Below are 18425 nucleotides of genomic sequence, written 5' to 3' on the forward strand. Positions count from 1 at the left end.
CTGTCGGATAACGGCTCGAGCTACATCGCGTCGGATCTAGCCTCGTGGCTGGAAGCCAAGGGCATGAGCCATGTGCGTGGAGCACCGTATCATCCTATGACGCAGGGCAAGATCGAGCGCTGGCACCAGACGCTCAAGAACCGCATTCTGCTGGAGAACTACTTTCTGCCGGGTGATCTGGAGGCGCAGATCGAAGCGTTTGTGGCGCATTACAATCACCAGCGCTACCACGAGAGCCTCGGTAATCTCACGCCCGCCGACGTCTACTTTGGACGCGGAGAAACCATTTTGATGGAACGAGAAAGGATCAAACGACAGACCATCCAAACCCGCCGCTTGCAGCACCAGATGCAAGCTGCCTAATCTGAAACTCAGATGAGCCAGAGCCTCCCTTCGTTCAGACCGCCCGCGGTCTCAAAAACTCTGACGACGGACAGGTCCCGCACAACGTCGAGATCGAGACGGAGATGTATTGTACGCCCAGCTGCAGTTAGCAGCGTCTCGTCTCTGCAGGTGTCAAAGTCGCTCAACCATTGAACAGAACTAACCTTTATGAGGTGTCGGAGCCCGTCGGAATCAGTGAGCTCAAGATAGCGCCTGTCAGTGCCAATACTCACAATCTGTCCTCCAATAACAACGCTTGCTCAGTGACAAGCGCAAACGAGTGCTGCACGTGTTCAGCCATAGATCAATCCAGTAAAAATCATATAGTAAGCGAAAAAATACTAACGTTGTGTGCTATTAATTATTGTTGATGCCACTTTTCATTTTCCAATAAATTCTGGCCGGATGGCGTTTTTCGAAAAAGACCTAGGAAGATTTTTCAGCTACTGACTTGTCTGCAATTTAAGCGGTGCTGGCTGTGTTTGTCCCACAACAGCCATCTGTAGAACGATTTTCCGTTGTGGGCGCTCTCTGAGGAAAACTGGAATGTCCGTCAGAGATCAGCCTATCTAATAGGGTATTATCCAGGGCAGCGGAAACGGCTCTGGTCTCAATAATCGGTACTCATCAGATGGAGCGCCCTGATTTGGGCCTGTCTAGTTAACGAGCCCTCACAAACCCGTTCGCATTGATCGACGCACCGCTCCTTGATGAAGCGGCACAGGTCCGGGAGAGTCCAACCGTTGGGCTTGCCTTTCTCCGGACCGGGACCGTGCAGAATGCGGGCGATCAGGACGGCTTCCTCACCCTCGCCCAGGACAGGTCTGCGGTGGCCTTTGCGATGATCGTAGAGCCCGGCCAATCGCTCGGCGTTGAAGCGCTTGACAGCATCGCACAGGGATTGGCGCTCGACTCCGAGCGCTCTGGCGGCAGTGGCCCGGCTCAGATCTTCCAGCGCGTTGACAATCGCCCGGATCCGTAAAGCAGTGCGGCGGTTAGTCTCCTTCTTCGCCGGGCGGCACAGACCCGCGGGGCTGTCCACGGCAACTCGGATCGCAAGCATCTGGCCCATGGCTGCTTCCATCCTACCAACCTGGATGGGATCACAAACTCACCCAGGAGAAAACCTTGTCCAGGGTCACTTCAACCGCGCGTCGGTGTCATTAGCGGACCTTCGTCAGCATCGTCGATTTGCGCCCGGGTCATCCAAGGTCGCTGTTAGGAGCATTGCGCTGTTGTTCCGCGGTCTTTCAGAATAGGCGCCGGTGCATGCCATGGCCGACGTTTACCACAAAACCCGATTTCCGCGGATGCCTTTGCCTGCTACGAAATGAAATAACGTAAATATAGTGCGCTGTGACTGGAGAAGCGGCTGATCTACGAAAATGTCATGAATGCCGCCTCAGGCAACAGTGGTAAGATGAAGCCGCCAACAGTCTTCGCATCGTGCCCCAAGCATCCGCTCCTTGGGTGACGGTTTCCTGGTTTCTCTACCAGCTAATCCTATTGAGCAATCATGCCCCTGCTAGGCGGCCGGACCAGGTCTCCAGTAAAGCCAACATGCGCACCCGGAAGACTATCGCTGCCGAAGGGGAGGAACTGCGGCGATCGGCGCTCGACCTCCATTAGTCTCTTCGGACGATTGCGCATGGCGTGCATGGGCTTAGCGTACATCGCGCAGTATCAGCTCATAGGAAGGGCAGTCATGAGCGATCTTGTTGAACCACGCCGAGCGGACATTACCTATGAGACGGACGAGCCGGTCCGCTACGAGCAGGAAGGCTCCATCGTCTGGATCACGATGAACCGGCCACAGTTCAACAATGCGCAGAATTCCCAGATGACCTATGCACTGGACGACGCGTTCCGTCGCGCCGTCGATGATGATTCCGTCAAGGCGATCATCCTACGGGGTCAGGGCAAACATTTCTCGGCAGGGCATGATATCGGCACGCCGGGCCGGGATGTGCACAAGACGTTTGAGCGCCGTCTTCCTTTCGCAGACCATACAAACAAGCCTGCGGCCGAGATGCTCTACACGCGCGAGCACGAGGTTTACCTTGGCATGTGCCGGCGCTGGCGCGATCTCCCCAAGCCAACTATCGCCCTTGTTCAGGGAGCCTGCATCGCCGGCGGATTGATGCTGGCATGGATCTGCGATCTAATCATCGCGAGCGAGGATGCGTTCTTCCAGGATCCAGTTCTACGCATGGGGATCCCCGGCGTCGAATATTTCGCCCATGCTTTCGAGCTTCCCCCTCGCGTGGCCAAGGAGTTCATCCTGCTGGGCGAACGGCTTCCTGCCGCGCGTGCAGAACAATTCGGCATGGTCAACAAGGTTGTTCCTCGCGCCGAACTTGAAGCTGCCGGGCGGGCTATGGCTCAGCGCCTCGCGGAGCAGCCTCGCCTCGGTCTCTGGTTGACCAAGCAGGCCGTCAATCACGTGGAGGATTTGCGCGGCAAGCGAACCGCCATGGATGCCCATTACCACATGCATCACTTCGCACACGCGCAGAATGATCTGACGACCGGCAACATGCTTGGCGGCCATGATGCCAAGAGCATGGCCGCTGCCAACAAGAAGCAGGCGGAGGGCGGCTGACGACACCGTCCACGCGAGCCATCGCCTGACAAGGACATCCATGGATCTGATCTATACAGAAGAGCAGAATGCCTTTCGCCGCGAAGTGAGGTCCTGGCTCGAGGCACATGTGCCGCGCCAGCCCTTGCCATCCTTCGACGCGAGCCGCGAAGGCTTTGAAGCGCACCGGCAATGGGAGCGTGTTCTCAACGAAGGGCGCTGGGGCATGGTGACATGGCCGCAGCGCTATGGCGGGCGGAGCCTCGATCTCATTCAGTGGCTGATCTTCGAGGAGGAGTACTATCGTGCGGGTGCGCCCCTGCGCGTCAACCAGAACGGCATCTTCCTGCTCGGCCCAACCCTGATGGAATATGGAACCCCCGAGCAGAAGAGCCGCTTCCTTCCGAAGATGGCTTCGGGCGATGAGATCTGGGCCCAAGCTTGGTCCGAACCGCAGGCGGGAAGCGATCTCGCGGCGGTGCGCGCCAGTGCCACCCGCATTGGCGAAGAGTATGTTCTGCGCGGTCACAAGATCTGGTCGTCACGGGCGGTCTTCGCCGATTGGGCTTTCGGCCTCTTTCGCTCAGACCCGGGGTCAGAGCGCCACAAGGGCCTCTCTCTGATCTTCTTCCCGCTCAATGCGCCAGGCGTGCGAATTCAGCCTATTCCGCAGATCGACGGCGAAACGGGCTTCGCGGAAATCTTCCTGGACGACGTGCGAGTGCCGGCCTTCAACCGCCTGGGGGCGGAGGGGGAGGGCTGGAGCATCTGCATGGCGACGGCTGGGTTCGAACGCGGTCTCATGCTCCGTAGTCCTGCGAGGTTCCAGGTAACGGCGCGCCGGCTCGTCGAGCTATTCATGGGCTGCGGGACGGATGCTGACCCGGCCATAAGAGCTGCTGTCCTGAAGGCCTGGATGGATGCGGAGGCATATGCCCTGTCGATCTACAGCACGGCATCCCGTCTAGCCGCAGGTGGTCAGATCGGGGCAGAGGCGAGCACGAACAAGATCTTCTGGTCTGAGATGGACATCGCCATGCATAAAACCGCGCTTTCGCTTCTCGGAGCGAGGGCGGAGTTGTCCAGGCACTCTCCTGACGCCGTTGAAGCTGGACGGTGGCTCGACGGGTACTTCTTCTCTCTCGCGGGCCCGATCTATGCAGGCTCCAACGAGATTCAGCGCAACATCATCGCCGAGCGCATGCTCGGCCTGCCACGTGTGTGAGCGGCTCAATGGATTTCCGTTTCTCTGACGAACAGGTAATGACCGCCGATGTGGTTCGTTCGCTTTTGGCGGAGGTCTGCAATTCGCAGGATCTGCGCCGGCTTCTGACGAGCGGCAGCACCTGGGACGAGGCGCGCTGGAAGAAGCTGTCCGAACTCGGTCTTGCCGGCATCCTTGTGCCGGAGGACAATGGCGGGCTCGGACTCGCGCCCGTCGATCTCGTGCAGGTCGCTGAGGCCTGCGGATACCGCTGCCTTCCCGAGCCTCTAGTGGATATTGTCGGCATCGCCATTCCGCTCCTGGCGGCCTTCGCGGACCATCCAGAGGTCGCTCCCTGCCTCGAACAGGCCATCGCTGGAGAGATCACAGTTGCCGTCTCCCATCCCGTGAATCCTTATGTTCCTCATGCGAGCAGGGCCGCGGCTGCTCTTATCGTCCGCGATGATGGCCTTTATCTCGTGGCGATCTCTCCGGACATGCTGACGATGCAGCTGAGCGCCGATCCATTCCGGCCTCTCCATACCATCGCTAGGGTGCCCGCCACGCGGATCGCCAGCCGCGATGAGGCGGAGGCCCCGCTTCGCCAGACTCTGGATCGGGGGGCGCTCTTCACGGCCGCCCAGCTCTTGGGAATGGCACAGGGTTGCGTCGATCTCGCGGTCGGATACGCCAAGGAGCGTCAGCAATTCGGCCGTCCGATCGGATCGTACCAAGCCATCAAGCACCACCTCGCCAGCGTTCAGGTGAAGATCGAATTCGCGCGGCCCGTCGTTTACGCGGCGGCGGCGGATCTTCCGCACGATGATGTCTATTCACGCGCCCGCATATCCCAGGCCAAGCTTGCCGCATCGGAGGCGGCGGACCTTGCTGCCCATGCGGCGATCCAGATTTATGGGGCGATGGGCTATTCCTGGGAGGTGGACGTTCATCTCTACCTGAAGCGCATCATCGCGCTGACCCAAGCCTGGGGCGGCCCGTCCTTCCATCGCGAACGCGTGGCGGCGCGCGTCTTCGAGAAGCCACTCGGACCCGAGACGACTTTCGCGAGAGAGACTGACCGCGCCTGACCCACGCCATCCGACGCAGCCGGGATCGCCGCTCCTGCCATCGTTGAAAGGTCGATCATGCCCGTCTATGCCCTCGAGAGAATCGTTCCCGTCATTCATCCGACAAGCTACCTTCATCCCACAGCGGTCCTCATCGGCGACGTGATCGTCGGGCCGCGCTGCTATATCGGTCCGGCCGCATCCCTGCGTGGCGATTTTGGGCGGATCGTCATCGAAGGCGATTCTAGCGTTCAGGACAGCTGCACCCTTCACACCTCTGCGAACTCGGATTGCGTCGTCCGGCGCGGCGCCACCATTGGCCACGGAGCGATCCTTCATGGCTGCATCGTTGGTGAAAATGCTCTGATTGGTATGAACGCCGTCGTCTTGGACAATGCCGAGATCGGTGATGAATCCCTCGTCGCCGCCCTCAGCCTTGTGAAGTCCGATATGCGCGCGCCACAGCGCAGCCTCATCGCCGGCAATCCGGCCGCCGTCGTAAAAACAATGACGGAAGATGCCATCCGCTGGCGCAACAACGGCAATGGGGAATATCAGAGGCTGGTGGATCGCTCCCGCACGAGCCTTGTCGCATGCGAGCCGTTGCCCGAGCCCGAGCCGGACCGCCCGCGCATTGGCAGCAACGCACGGCCTGTTCGCTTGAACGTGGCCGCCCGGACGTGAGCCGAGCCTGTATAGAGGTCTGCGGAAATCCTGCCTACCGGCGATGCTCTGGGCGGTGCCATTGTTGTAAAGCATTCTCCCTGCCGATGGAGGGGGCGGCCCGATCCGAACCAGTGCGATAGAATGGCGAGGCGATTGAATGGCACAGATGGAGCCCGATAAGGGCGATGAGGACCGCGCCGTCTACGACCGAGCTATCCCTGTCGGCCCAAATATCCTCAGGGTCACAGCGAACAATCCGGGCACCTTTACCTCCTGGGGAACCAACACCTATATCGTCGGCACCGGCACGCTTGCCATCATCGATCCCGGCCCCGACGATGCCGGGCATCTCCGGCTTCTTCTTTCGCTCATCGGCGATCGGCCGGTCAGCCACATCTTCGTGACCCATACGCATCGCGATCATTCGGCGCTCGCCGCCGGTCTGAAGGCGGCTACCGGTGCGAGAACCGCGGCGCAGGGTCCGCAGCCGCCCCCGAAGCCAATCGGCGGGCCGAGCGACAAGATAATCGAGTCTGGCACCGATCCCACTTTCATACCCGATCTTATTCTCCTCGACGGCGATGTCGTTCGCGGCGACGGATGGTCGCTTGAGGCCATCCACACACCGGGCCATGCCGCCAACCATCTCTCCCTCGGCTTGGTCGGGACCGGCGCGCTGTTCTCGGGCGATCACGTGATGGGGTGGTCGACGACCATCGTCGCGCCGCCGGACGGCTCGATGGTGGCCTACATCGCCTCGCTCGACAAGTTGCTCGATCGCAACGACATCCTCTACCTCCCCGGGCATGGCGGGCTGGTGACGCAGCCTCTCGATCGTGTCCGCACGCTTCTCGCGCATCGCGAGATGCGCGAAGCTATGGTATTGGCTCGCGTCAGGGGCGGAGACCGGACTGTTCCGGATCTCGTACACGCCATCTACAGCTCGACTAATCCGGCTCTGCACGGCGCAGCGGCTTTGACCGTCTTCGCTCATCTCGAACGTTTGATCGAACGCGGCCTCGTGAAAGCGACAGGGCAGGCGACGATGGACGGCCTCTTCGAGCCTGCGTGAGAGGAGGTGCTCGAAGCGGGTGGAAAGCACCACGGCTCAGGAATGCCGAGCCGTTCGGTCTCGAGGCCTCTTCCCCGTCCGTTCGCCCGAGCTGCCCATCTCACTAAAATGATCCCGATTGCATTGCGGCCGATCATGCTCCTGCTGCGGGAGTATGCCCGCGCAGGGGCTGAGCTTGACCTTTGGCGGCACCGCCCGCTTCCGCGGCACCGCTTCGCGCCCCGCGGGGGCGCACTAGTCTGTTAGGACGATGCTTTCCCGCACAGCCATTCTCATTCTGCCGCAGTCGGTCGTCGGGTGCCTCCAAGGGCGGAGGCGAGTCAGCGTCTTGGAGCGGCCGCGGGCTTCGGAGGGAACAATGAAGAAATTACTGCTGGCGACGACCATTTTGGCGACGACCACTTTTGCCGCCTTTGCGCAGGACAACGCTGTCACGATCGGTGTCCTGAATGACCAGAGCACGTCGTTTTCCGCACTCGGCGGGACGGAGGTCGTGCGCGCCGCAGAACTAGCGGTAAAGGATTTCGGCGGCATGGCCCTCGGCAAGCCGATCAAAGTCGTGTCGGCGGACCATCAGAACAAGCCTGACGTTGCGCTCGCCATCGCGCGCGAATGGCTCGAGAAGGACAATGTCGATGCGATTGCAGACGTGGCCAATTCGGCCGTGTCTCTCGGCGTGAACACTCTCATCGGCGCGAAGAAGAAGGTTGGTCTTTTCGTTTCACCGCTCACCGACCGTCCGACCGAAGCCGACTGCAACGGCCATATCGTGGCATGGGCCTACGACGTCTACTCGACGGTGGGTACCACGGTTCAAGGCCTCCTCGATCAGGGCAACAAATCCTTCTTCATTATGTCGAACGACTATGAGGCTGGCAAGGCGCAGGAAGCCTGGGTCGAGACGGCAGTGAAAGCTGCCGGCGGTGTGGTCAAGGGCAAGGTTCGCGTGCCGCTGAACTCCACCGACTTCTCCTCCTATATCCTTCAGGCGCAGGCGTCGGGCGCCGAGGCAATCGTGATGAATGTCGGCGGCGCCGATCTCGTCAACGCTATGAAGCAAGCGCAGGAATTTGGCGTCATCGGCGGTGGGCAGAAGATCGCCATCACCTTCCTGCATCAGTCCGATGCGCGGGCGATCGGCGTCGATGCTCTCAAGGGAGCTCGCTTCTCCGCACCCTGGTTCTGGAAAAAGGATGCTGAGTCGGAGAAGTTCGGCCGCCGCATGATGGCGATCACCGGCAATGCTCCGGGTTGGATCGCTGCCGGCACCTATTCCGCTGTGACAGCCTATCTAAAGGCCGTGGAGAAGGCGGGCACCGACGAATCCACGGCCGTCCTCAAGGCGCTTCGCGAGGTCAAGGTCGACGACTTGTTCGTCAGCAACGGCAAACTCTTCCCCAATGGCCGCCTTATCCACGACATGTACCTGCTCGAGGTTAACATGCCGGACAAGGTTTCCGAAAAGGACGATTTCTTTAAGCTGGTCACGACCGTGCCAGCTGAGAAGGCCTTCAAGCCGTATTCCGAAAGCGCCTGTAAGCTGTAACACGCCATCCGCTTTTTGGATTAGGCCGGGAGGACCGTCCGTTGCGCGGTTACATGATATTCGAACTCGAGATCACCGACCCCGTCGCCTGGACCGAGTATCGGCTCCTGGCGGGGCCGTTGATGGCGGCGGCAGGTGCTCGATTCATAGTGCGCAGCGAAAGGATCGAGCCGCTCGAAGGCGGCTGGAACCCGGTTAGCATCTCCGTCGTGGAGTTTCCAAGCTTCGAGGCCGCCCACGCCTACTACCATTCCGATGCATACAAGGCGACGCTGCCGCTTCGTGAGAAGGCTTCCCGCGGACGGGGAATTCTTGTCGGCAGCACGCCTCCAGCAGGTGAAGCATGACGAGGGCTGCCGCTGACAACATCGTGGAGGTGCGCGGGCTGACCAAGCGGTTCCACGGCTTCGCCGCCGTTTCCAACGTCGATCTTGATGTACGCCGGCGCTCGGTTCATGCGCTCATCGGTCCGAATGGCGCCGGCAAGACCACTTTCTTCAATCTCATTACTAAGGTCCATCAGCCAAGTGAGGGCTCGATCCGCTTCAACGGCGACGACATCACGAACGAGGATCCCGCGCACGTTGCGCGCCGCGGCATGGTCCGATCGTTCCAGATCTCGGCGATCTTCCCGCGCATGACAGTCGCGGAGAACGTGCGCATCGCGCTGCAGCGGCCGAAGGGTATCTCTTTCCACTTCTGGCGGAGCGATTCCTCCCTTTCCGTGCTCGACGATCGTGTCGACGAATTGCTCGCCGCCGTCGGCCTGGAGCAGATGCGTGACAAGACGGCAGGGGGCCTGCCCTATGGCCGCAAGCGCGCTCTCGAGTTCGCAACTACGCTCGCGCTGGATCCGGAACTCCTGCTTCTCGACGAGCCGACCTCCGGCCTTGGCACGGAGGATGTGGAGAGGATCGCGGCGCTAATCCGCAGCGTCTCGGCTAATCGCACGATTATCATGGTCGAACACAATCTCTCCATTGTCGCACGGCTAGCGGACAGAATCACCGTTCTAGCGCGCGGCAAGATCCTTGCGGAAGGCACTTATTCCGAGGTATCGACAGACCCGCGCGTGATCGAAGCCTATATTGGAGGCGACGAGTGAACGCTCAGGTCTCATTGACGGTCAGCGATCTGCAGGGCTGGTACGGGGAGAGCAAGGCCCTCCACGGCATGACCTTCGAGGTTGGCGCCGGCGAGGTGGTCACATTGCTCGGGCGCAACGGCGCAGGCAAGACAACGACGCTGCGGGCCATTATGGGCCTGCTGCGTAAGAAGAAAGGCGAGATCCGCTTCGACGGCGAGGACGTCGCGGGCCGAATGCCCGAATATATCGCACGGCGCGGCATCGCTTATTGTCCGGAGGAGCGCGGCATCTTTGCTAGCCTCACGGTCGAGGAGAACCTATTCCTGCCACCGGTGATAGCGCAGGGCGGAATGGCCCTCGAAGACATCTATGCACTGTTCCCAAACATCGCGGAACGCCGCAACAGTCAGGGCACCAAACTCTCGGGTGGCGAACAGCAGATGCTCGCGATCGCACGCATCCTGCGGACCGGCGCCAATCTTCTGCTGCTTGATGAGCCGACCGAAGGACTAGCGCCGGTCATCGTGCAGCAGATCGGTGCGGTAATCCGCAAGCTCAAGGAGCGCGGATTCACGGTCCTTCTTGTGGAGCAAAACTTCCGCTTCGCCTCAAAGCTGGCGGACCGGCACTACGTGGTCGAGCATGGCCGGGTCATCGACACGCTAACGGCAGCCGATGTGGCCGGCAATCTCGACCGGATCCAGAGCTACCTGAAGGTTTGAACCCGTCATGATGGCGTTTCTCGGAATCTCCCCACAGCTGCTCTTTGGCCAGCTACTGATCGGTCTCATCAACGGCGTGTTCTATGCCATGATGAGCCTTGGCGTGGCGATCATCTTCGGTATGCTGCGCATCGGAAATTTCGTCCACGGCGCCCAATATATGCTGGGCGCGTTTGGAGCGTGGTACCTGCTGCATCTGCCGGATCTCTTTCCCGGCCTCGGGCTACCGTCGCTAGGTTATTGGTGGGCGCTCGCGCTCGTCCCTGTCGCTGTCGGCCTCATCGGCGCCTTCATGGAGCGCGTCTTCATCAGGCGTGTCTACGAGCTCGAGCACGCCTATGGCCTGTTGTTGACAGTCGGTCTCACCATGGTGATCGAGGGCCTGTTCAATGTCGGCTATGGCGCTGCTGGACAGCGCTACGATATACCTGCCACGCTCAAAGGCGGCGTGAACCTGGGCTTCATGTTTCTACCCTATTACAGACTCTGGGTGATCGCCGCCGGTCTCTTCGTCTGCGCACTCACCTGGTACATTGTTGAGCGCACCAAGCTCGGGGCCTATCTCCGAGCGGCCACGGAAAACCCCAACCTCGTCCGAGCCTTCGGCATCAACGTGCCGCGCATGCTCATGCTAACCTATGCATTTGGCGTCGGCCTAGCTGGCCTTGCTGGTGTGATGGCCGCCCCAATCTATCAAGTCAGCCCCCAGATGGGGCAGTCGATCATCATCACCATCTTCGCAGTGGTGGTCATCGGCGGCATGGGCTCGATCTCGGGCGCGATCTTCACAGGTCTCATGCTTGGCATGATCGAGGGCCTGACAAAGGTGTTCTGGCCGCAGGCCTCCACAACCGTTATCTTCGTCATTATGGTGCTGGTTCTGATCTTGCGCCCCGCCGGCCTGTTCGGGAAGGAAACCGCTTCGGTCCATGCGGCCAACATATCGATGGCGCGACCGAATAGCTTTCTCGAGAATGGTCGGCTCTGGCTACCGATTCTCTCCGGAGTCGGCGTGGTCCTACCTTTCCTAGTCTATCCGGTCTTCGGCATGAAAATCATGTGTTTCGCGCTCTTCGCATGCGCCTACAACCTGATCTTCGGCTATGTTGGACTGCTTGCTTTCGGACACGCGGCCTTCTTCGGATCATCCGCCTACATCGCCGCCTTCACCGCCGCTTCCTGGGGCTTTCCACCCGAATTCGCGGTACTCTCCGGGATGACGGTTGCGACAGTGATGGGCGCCGTGTTCGGGTGGCTTGCGATCCGCCGGCAGGGTCTCTACTTCGCGATGATCACCCTGGCGCTCGCCCAGCTCGTCTACTTCTACGCGCTACAGGCGCCATGGACGCATGGCGAGGACGGCATCCAATCCGTGCCGCGCGGCTATCTCTTCGGCTTCATTGATCTCGAAGACACGATGAATATGTACTACTTCGTGCTGGCGGTCTTCCTGATCGGCTTCGCGGCGATCTACAGGATCGGCCGCTCGCCCTTTGGGCAAATCCTGAAATCGATCCGCGAGAACGAGCTGCGAGCCATCTCACTCGGGTATTCCACGGATCGCTTCAAGCTGCTCGCCTTCACGCTGTCGGCAATGTTCGCCGGCCTTGCCGGTGCGACCAAGGCGATCGTGTTCCAGATTGCATCGCTCGCCGACCTCTATTTCACAACCTCAGCCGACGCGCTGCTGATGACGCTGATCGGAGGCGTGGGCACGCTGCTCGGCCCAATCGTCGGAGCGATCGTCGTCGTTGCCATGCAGAAGGAATTCGCAACACTCGGGGCCTGGGTCGTCGTCGTTCAGGGCGCGGCATTTGTGCTGTGCGTGCTCTTCCTGCGCAAAGGCGTGGTCGGAACGTTCGAGGACTGGCTGGCGACGCGCTCCGAAAGCAAGCGCAACGCCGCAGGCTACACCGCCGACCTGGCCGCAAAGGGGGCCGAGTGATGGCAGGCCCCCTGGCGATCGTCATCGGCGCCGGGCCCGGGCTCGGGCTCGCTCTCGTGCGCCGTTTCGCCCGAGGGGGCATGTCTGTAGGCTTCATGGCTCGGCGGGCGGAGGCCATCGGCCTCTATCAGGCCGAGCTCGATGCAGAAGGTCTTGAGACGAGGGGCCTCGTCGCCGATGCCGGAGATCCCCCCACGATCACGCGCGCTGTCGACGAGCTGCGGAACACCTATGGCGATGCGCACGCTCTTGTCTACAACGCTGCCATCATCGAACCTTCCCGCTTCGTCACTCCCTCCGGCATTACGGAGGCCCAATACGCGTCGGCCCCCGGCTGGAAGGCGCGTGGCGATCCGGCCGACTTTGACTATCTGATGGACACATTCCGCACCAACGTCGCGGGAGCCCAGCACGCCGCCGGGCTCGTGGCGCCGGCGATGATCGCACGCGGGAGCGGCTCCATTCTGTTTACCGGCGGTGTGCTTGCCTTCGGGCCATGGATCGAGTGGGGCGTGACCTCGCTGGGAAAGGCCGCATTGCGCAGCCTCGGTCATTCGCTATACAAGGAGCTGACGCCGCACGGCGTACAGGTCGCTACCATCGCGATCCATGGCACTATGGCCAAGGGCACCCCGTACGATTATGATCGCGTGGCGGATGCCTATTGGCAGGTGCATGCACGCCCGGCCGAGGAATGGGAGCCCGACTTCCACTTCAAGCCGCATGACGGCGACGGCAAGGATCCCGATGCATGACCCCTCCGATAGACTTTACTGGACGGCGTGCCCTAGTGACCGGCGGCGCCAGCGGCATCGGTGAGGTCACGGGTAAGCTGCTGGCCGATCTCGGTGCCAGGGTGATGCTTGCTGACCTCAATGCGGAAGCTCTCCCCGCAGCGTGCGCACGCACGGGTGCACAGGGCTTCACGGTTGGCGACGTGGCTGTCGAGGAAGCTGCCGAAAGGATCGTGGCGGATGCTGTGGCGGCACTGGGCGGGATCGATCTGGTGTTCAATTCGGCCGGCATCGGCGACGACCTCGTACCACTCCACGAGCAGCCGGTCGAGCGCTGGCGACGCGTCTTCGACGTCAGCCTCTGGGGAACGCTGCTCATCTCGCGGGCGGCAGGCAAGCTGATGATCGATCAGCGATCCGGGGCGATCGTGAACGTTTCCTCCATCGTGGGGCTCGACGCTTTCCCCGGCCGCTCCGCCTATGGCGCCGCCAAGGCCGGAATAGCGCACCTGACCAAGACGCTCGCCTGCGAATGGGGAGAGCACGGGATCCGGGTGAATGCGATCGCTCCGGCCTATACGAAAACCCCGATGGTCAAGGATCTCGTCGATCGGAAGGTGTTCGATCCAACCGTAATCGAGCGGCGCACGCCCTTGGGCCGAATGGCTGAAACGGAAGAGATGGCTCGGGCGGTGGCGTTCCTGCTCTCGGACTGGGCATCCTACATCACCGGCGTCGTGCTGCCAGTGGATGGCGGCTGGAGCTCCTATGGGGCAGCCGGCGATGTCGTGAAGATCAGGCACAAGTAGGCTGGGCGAAGTCCATCCCGGGAACAGCTTTCATTGCCGTCGGTATTTGTCCAAGCCCTCGCCTTTTAGAGCCTCGACGAGGTCCCGCTTGCGGATCTTCGCGGCCTCGACCGGCATATGATGGATGATCTCGATGCGGCGCGGAACCTTGTAGGCAGCCAGATCCTTCCGGCACCACTCCCGTAGCTCCTGCGGAGTCACGACGGCGTCCTCGTCCAGCACGACCACGGCAACGGGGATTTCACCCTTTTCAACGTCAGGAGCTCCAACTACCGCGCACATCGCGACGGCCGGATGGCAGTAGAGCACGCTTTCGACCTCGAGAGGATAGATGTTGTGTCCACCTGCGATGATAAGATCCTTCTTGCGGTCGACTATGAATAGGAATCCGTCCTCGTCCACATAGCCGAGATCCCCCGAGCGCCAGCCAAGCGAGCCGAAGGCGGCGGCCGTCGCGTCGGGATCGCCCCAATAACCCTGTGCGATGCAGTCGCCGCCGATGATCACCTCGCCGATCGCGCCGCGCGGGAGTTCGTTGTCTTTATCGTCCAGGATCGCGATCCGCGACGATCCCACGGGCAGCCCGGCCGACCCTGCCTTACGGACGCCTAGGGTCGGCTCGATCACGTTCTGCCCGCAGGTTTCCGTTGCGCCGTAGACCTGCGCCACTTTCACGCCTGAGAGCTCCTCGAAGCGCTTGATTACGGGTTGCGGAACCGGCGACCCTCCGGTCGTGCAGATGCGTAGCGAGGACAGGTCGTGCCGCGCCGGCTCATGGCTGTTGACCATATAGACATACATGGTGGGGGTGCCGCCGAAGTAGGTTGCCCGGTAGCGCCCGATATCCGTCATCACGCGCTCGGTGTCCCAGCGGTCGTGGAGCACGATCGTGCCCCCGGTATAGAGGCAAAGGTTGAGCGTGACCGTCAGGCCAAAATTGGTGAAGAGCGGCACGGCGCAGAGATAGACCTCCTCACCGAAGCGGGTGCGGTGGGAAACCATCATATCGCGCAGCGTCGAGAGCACGCTGAAATGCGTCTGCGCGATGCCTTTCGGCGTCCCTGTCGTGCCTGATGTAAAGAACAGGCATGCCACATCGCGGTGGTCGCAGGCAATATCGGCGAAGCTCGGCTCGGCGATATCCATGAGCGCCTCGAGGGGATCCGCACCTTGCCCTCCGCCCTGCACCAAGCAGGTGCCGAGTTCGGGAAACTCGCCCCTGATCTCGGAAAAATATCCCCAAGTCTCCGTGTCCGCGATGATGGCGTTCATCTTCGTCCGCGCCACGATCCTCCTGAGCTCGCTGTGGCGGAACATTGCGCTCAAAGGCGTTGGGATCGCGCCGAGCCGCTGACAGGCCCAGAACGCGACCGCCATCAGCGGTGTGGATGGGAGGTAGAGTCCGACCCGGTCGCCCTTCCCGATGCCGTGCTGCGCGAGAACGTTGGCCAGTCTTGCGGTGCGCTCACCGAATTCCCGATAGGTCAACGTTTCCGATTCGCTGATGATGAAGTCGCGGTCGGGCGCCAGCTGGACGTTCCGGGCGAGGACATGGCTCAGGATGTGCATGATGCTGCTCAAGAAATAAGAATGCCGCTGTCGACAGGTAGCTTCTGTCCGGTGGTCCGGCGGGATTCGTCGGAAGCGAGGAACAAGGCGGCGTAGGCGACGTCGATCGGCTCGGCGACTCCGAGCAGATAGGAATCCCACTGCTTCTTGAGGTGCGGTTCCTTTTCGAAGAAGGCCAGCACGCGATCCGTGGCGACCGCGCCGGGAATCACCACGTTCACGCGGATCTTGTCCTTGGCGAATTCGACCGCCATTGATCTGGTCAGTGAAATGATGCCGCCCTTCGAAGCGGTATAGGCGTCCCGGTTGGGGATACCCATCTCGGCGACGATGGAGGCGCTGTTGACGATCGAGCCACCACCCGACTTCTGCATCTGCGGGATCGCTGCGCGACTGCACAGCCAAGTGCCGTAGAGGTCCAGCTTGATCGCGCGCCAGAACTCGTCAAGCGGCGCGACCGTCAACGGGCCGTCGCAGGATGTTGAGCCGCCGGCGTTGTTGAACAGGACATCCAGACGGCCATGCGCGTCATAAGCAGCGGCAAAGGCCGCGTCGACGCTTGCGGGTTCAGTCACGTTACATTCGACGAACATAGCGGCGAAGCCATCGGCCCTGATCGCCGCTGCGACCGCCTCGCCTTCCGTGCGGCGCCGCGCCGCGAGAACGACCTTGGCTCCTTCCCTGGCGAACAGACGCGCGGTGACCTCGCCGATTCCCTGGCTCGCACCGGTGATGAACGCGACCTTGCCGTCGAGACGACCCATCAGACTATCTCCTCTTGTCGCATCACCATGCCGACGCGCCGCCGTCGACGGGCAAAACCACGCCCGTGACCATTGCTGCGTCGTCAGAGGCCAGAAACAGCGCTGCCGCAGCGACCTCGTGGGGCTTTGCCGGCCCGAGCACTTGCTTGGACGCCAGTGGAAAACGCGAGACGTCGCCGCCGGAAATCGCGAGAACCCTCTCGGTCATCGTAACGCCCGGAGCCAACGCATTGACGCGGATGCGTGATGGTGCGTGCTGAACTGCCAGTGTTCGGGTCAGTGCCGAGACCCCTCCTTTGACCGCCGTGTAGAAATCGATGCCCGGCACCGTCGCCACAGTCACCGTGGACGACATGTTGACGATCGACCCCCCGCCAGCCGCCCTCATTGCAGGAATCGCGGCGCGGCAGGTCAGTATCGTCCCAAGGAGATCGAGCTGCATCACGCGCCAGAGTTCCTCGATTGGCGCATCGACGATGCTGCCGTCCTTGCCTGACGAACCTCCCGCGCAGTTAAGCAGAACGTCGACTTCACCGAGCGTGGCCAAGCCGCGCTCGAAAGAGGACGAGACGGATTGCTCTGATGTGATGTCGGTCTCAAGAAAGAGTGCGTCGCCGCCGCCGGCCGCGATCTCGTCTGCGAGCGCCCCTCCCGCCTCCGTCGCAATATCGAGCAGGCAGAGCCTGGCACCTTCCTGCGCGAACAGGAGCGCCGCGGCCTTGCCGATTCCGGATGCCGCGCCCGTTATGAAAGCCGCTTTTCCTGTGAGCCTGCCCAAGCGTTTGTCCCGTCCGTTCTGTCAATTCGTTTCATCATGCATCGACGGACTTGCGCCTCGTCCAGATGGATTAATTGGCGGACCTACCACCCATTGCCGCCTTCCTTGCCGATCCCACGTCAGCGGCGGGAAGCGCATCGTCCGGCCACCCGACCGAAGATCAGCGCCATGCCGACAAACGTCCCGGACATGTAGCCGGCGCCGTGAAAGCCGCCGGTCACCTCGCCTGCGGCGTAGAGCCCCTGTATCGGCTCGCCAAACACGTTTCGTACGTTCATGCTGGTGTCGACGGTTAATCCGCCATTGAAGTGCGTGGTGCCTGCCCGGCAAATGACGGCGTAAAATGGAGCCTCGGAGATCGGCAGCAGTGCGCCCGCATCTCCCACGGTGTGGGTTCTGCCGAAGTCCAAGTCCCCGCCGCCGGCAAGCTGAGCATTGTATCGCTCGATGCCGGCGCGAACTCCTTCGGTGTCGAACCCTTCCGCTGCCAGCGTCTGCGCCAGTCCCTCGATCGTCGGCGCCTCCAACTCACGAAAGCCTGTCAAGACCTTGCCCATCATGGTGCCGGAGTAATCGGCTTTCATCCGGCTGTCGTAGACCTGCGCACAGACGGCTCCCGGCTGTGACAGCAGCGCCCAGCATGTGTCGATGTAGAGATCGCTCTCGCGGCAGAAGCGCTGGCCGTTGCGGTTCAGCGCGATTGCGCCGGCATAGAGAACCATCGCTCCCTTGCCCGTCTCCGGATCGGAGGGAGCGGTCGGTGCGACGCCCAAGGTCATGTACGAAATGCCCGCGCCAAGCCCTATGCCCATGAGCAGCCCATCGCCGCGCGAACCCTGACCGGTAAGAGGGAGAATGCCTTCTGACCCCGGACGGCCAAAGTTTCGGATCAGCTCGGGGCTGCGCGTGAAACCACCTGTGGCGATCACGACTCCGGCGGCGGCACGAATGCGCCTTATACCGGAAGCGCTCTCGTACTCGACCCCGCCGACGCGGGATCCTTCCATAAGGATCCGGCGCGCACGCGCACCGGTTTCGATGCGAACGCCCCTCTCGCGTGCGGCTCCCTCAAGTTTGGTGACGATCTCGGCGCCGCCCGCCATTTCGTCGCCGGAAAGCTCGTGCGCCCATGGCCTGCTCATATGTGCGAAGCGGAAGGTCCGGACGAACCGAATGCCTAGTTGCTCGAGGCGTAGGAACGTGCCGGGCGCCTCATTGACATAAAGCCGCGTGAGGTCTTCCTGGCAATCATCATGATGAGAGTGGATCAAATCTTCGTAGAGCTCTTCGCGGCTGCCGGGTTCGAGAGCCGTTTCACACAAGGTTACATAGGCGCCGGACAATCTGGTGCTACCGCCCGTCTGCTCCTCCGATTCCAGCACCAGCACCGAGGAGCCAGCATCGGCGGCTTCAACCGCTGCGATCATTCCGGCTGCTCCCGAACCGATGATCACGACATCGGTCGTCATGTCCCTTGAGTTGTCCATTCTTCGCCCT

18 protein-coding genes are annotated in these 18425 nt (G+C 61.5%); 13 read left to right on the forward strand and 5 right to left on the reverse strand.

Going from position 1 to position 18425, the window contains the following annotated elements; translation table 11 throughout:
* On the forward strand, window positions 1-363 hold a 363-nt coding region (locus DES45_RS21375; RefSeq protein ID WP_147282462.1), incomplete at its 5' end, for an integrase core domain-containing protein.
* Between the two features lie 631 nt (window positions 364-994).
* On the opposite strand, the gene DES45_RS21385 is transcribed toward DES45_RS21375, so the two are convergent.
* On the reverse strand, window positions 995-1456 hold the full coding sequence (locus tag DES45_RS21385; protein ID WP_114772416.1) for a helix-turn-helix domain-containing protein: 462 nt from the start codon (window positions 1454-1456) through the stop codon (window positions 995-997).
* A 633-nt stretch (window positions 1457-2089) separates the two neighbouring features.
* Between DES45_RS21385 and DES45_RS21390 the strand changes: the two genes are divergently transcribed.
* The 12 genes from DES45_RS21390 to DES45_RS21445 all read left to right on the forward strand — a co-directional run bounded on the left by DES45_RS21390 (window position 2090) and on the right by DES45_RS21445 (window position 13817).
* A complete protein-coding gene (locus DES45_RS21390) occupies window positions 2090-2986 on the forward strand; it encodes an enoyl-CoA hydratase (protein ID WP_114772418.1) in 897 nt (298 codons plus the stop codon).
* Window positions 2987-3026: 40 nt separating this feature from the next.
* A complete protein-coding gene (locus DES45_RS21395) occupies window positions 3027-4190 on the forward strand; it encodes an acyl-CoA dehydrogenase family protein (protein ID WP_114772420.1) in 1164 nt (387 codons plus the stop codon).
* A gap of 8 nt (window positions 4191-4198) precedes the next feature.
* The gene (locus tag DES45_RS21400) at window positions 4199-5257 is read left to right on the forward strand and encodes an acyl-CoA dehydrogenase family protein (RefSeq protein WP_114772422.1); all 1059 of its coding nucleotides are present in this window, start codon (window positions 4199-4201) and stop codon (window positions 5255-5257) included.
* 57 nt (window positions 5258-5314) lie between these two features.
* Entirely contained in the window at window positions 5315-5920 is a 606-nt protein-coding gene (locus DES45_RS21405) for a phenylacetic acid degradation protein PaaY (RefSeq protein WP_114772424.1), read from the forward strand.
* A 139-nt stretch (window positions 5921-6059) separates the two neighbouring features.
* Window positions 6060-6974: an MBL fold metallo-hydrolase gene (locus DES45_RS21410; RefSeq protein WP_170151587.1), complete on the forward strand. Its 915-nt coding sequence runs from the start codon at window positions 6060-6062 to the stop codon at window positions 6972-6974.
* Window positions 6975-7332: 358 nt separating this feature from the next.
* A complete protein-coding gene (locus DES45_RS21415; RefSeq protein ID WP_114772426.1) occupies window positions 7333-8520 on the forward strand; it encodes an ABC transporter substrate-binding protein in 1188 nt (395 codons plus the stop codon).
* A 41-nt stretch (window positions 8521-8561) separates the two neighbouring features.
* Window positions 8562-8867, forward strand: coding sequence for a DUF1330 domain-containing protein (locus DES45_RS21420; RefSeq protein WP_114772429.1), 306 nt, complete (start codon window positions 8562-8564; stop codon window positions 8865-8867).
* Complete coding sequence (locus DES45_RS21425) at window positions 8864-9625, forward strand: ABC transporter ATP-binding protein (RefSeq protein WP_114772431.1); 762 nt, start codon at window positions 8864-8866, stop codon at window positions 9623-9625. The genes DES45_RS21420 and DES45_RS21425 overlap by 4 nt, the downstream gene beginning before the upstream one ends.
* Window positions 9622-10329 carry an ABC transporter ATP-binding protein gene (locus DES45_RS21430; RefSeq protein ID WP_245571827.1) on the forward strand — a complete coding sequence of 236 codons (708 nt, stop codon included), beginning with the start codon at window positions 9622-9624 and terminating at the stop codon, window positions 10327-10329. Before DES45_RS21425 ends, DES45_RS21430 begins: the two co-directional genes overlap by 4 nt.
* Window positions 10330-10336: 7 nt before the next feature.
* On the forward strand, window positions 10337-12274 hold the full coding sequence (locus tag DES45_RS26385; RefSeq protein ID WP_114772433.1) for an ABC transporter permease: 1938 nt from the start codon (window positions 10337-10339) through the stop codon (window positions 12272-12274).
* Entirely contained in the window at window positions 12274-13029 is a 756-nt protein-coding gene (locus DES45_RS21440) for an SDR family NAD(P)-dependent oxidoreductase (protein WP_114772435.1), read from the forward strand. Before DES45_RS26385 ends, DES45_RS21440 begins: the two co-directional genes overlap by 1 nt.
* Window positions 13026-13817, forward strand: coding sequence for an SDR family NAD(P)-dependent oxidoreductase (locus tag DES45_RS21445; protein ID WP_114772437.1), 792 nt, complete (start codon window positions 13026-13028; stop codon window positions 13815-13817). The genes DES45_RS21440 and DES45_RS21445 overlap by 4 nt, the downstream gene beginning before the upstream one ends.
* Window positions 13818-13847: 30 nt before the next feature.
* Here the strand turns inward: DES45_RS21445 and DES45_RS21450 are convergent, their stop codons facing one another.
* The 4 genes from DES45_RS21450 to DES45_RS21465 form a co-directional block, all read right to left on the reverse strand.
* Complete coding sequence (locus tag DES45_RS21450) at window positions 13848-15386, reverse strand: class I adenylate-forming enzyme family protein (protein ID WP_114772439.1); 1539 nt, start codon at window positions 15384-15386, stop codon at window positions 13848-13850.
* Window positions 15387-15394: 8 nt separating this feature from the next.
* On the reverse strand, window positions 15395-16150 hold the full coding sequence (locus tag DES45_RS21455) for an SDR family NAD(P)-dependent oxidoreductase (RefSeq protein WP_114772441.1): 756 nt from the start codon (window positions 16148-16150) through the stop codon (window positions 15395-15397).
* Between the two features lie 22 nt (window positions 16151-16172).
* On the reverse strand, window positions 16173-16928 hold the full coding sequence (locus tag DES45_RS21460) for an SDR family NAD(P)-dependent oxidoreductase (RefSeq protein WP_114772443.1): 756 nt from the start codon (window positions 16926-16928) through the stop codon (window positions 16173-16175).
* A 119-nt stretch (window positions 16929-17047) separates the two neighbouring features.
* Window positions 17048-18397: an FAD-dependent oxidoreductase gene (locus DES45_RS21465; protein ID WP_170151588.1), complete on the reverse strand. Its 1350-nt coding sequence runs from the start codon at window positions 18395-18397 to the stop codon at window positions 17048-17050.
* Window positions 18398-18425: the final 28 nt, after the last annotated feature.

The organism is Microvirga subterranea (assembly GCF_003350535.1).
Lineage (GTDB): Bacteria > Pseudomonadota > Alphaproteobacteria > Rhizobiales > Beijerinckiaceae > Microvirga > Microvirga subterranea.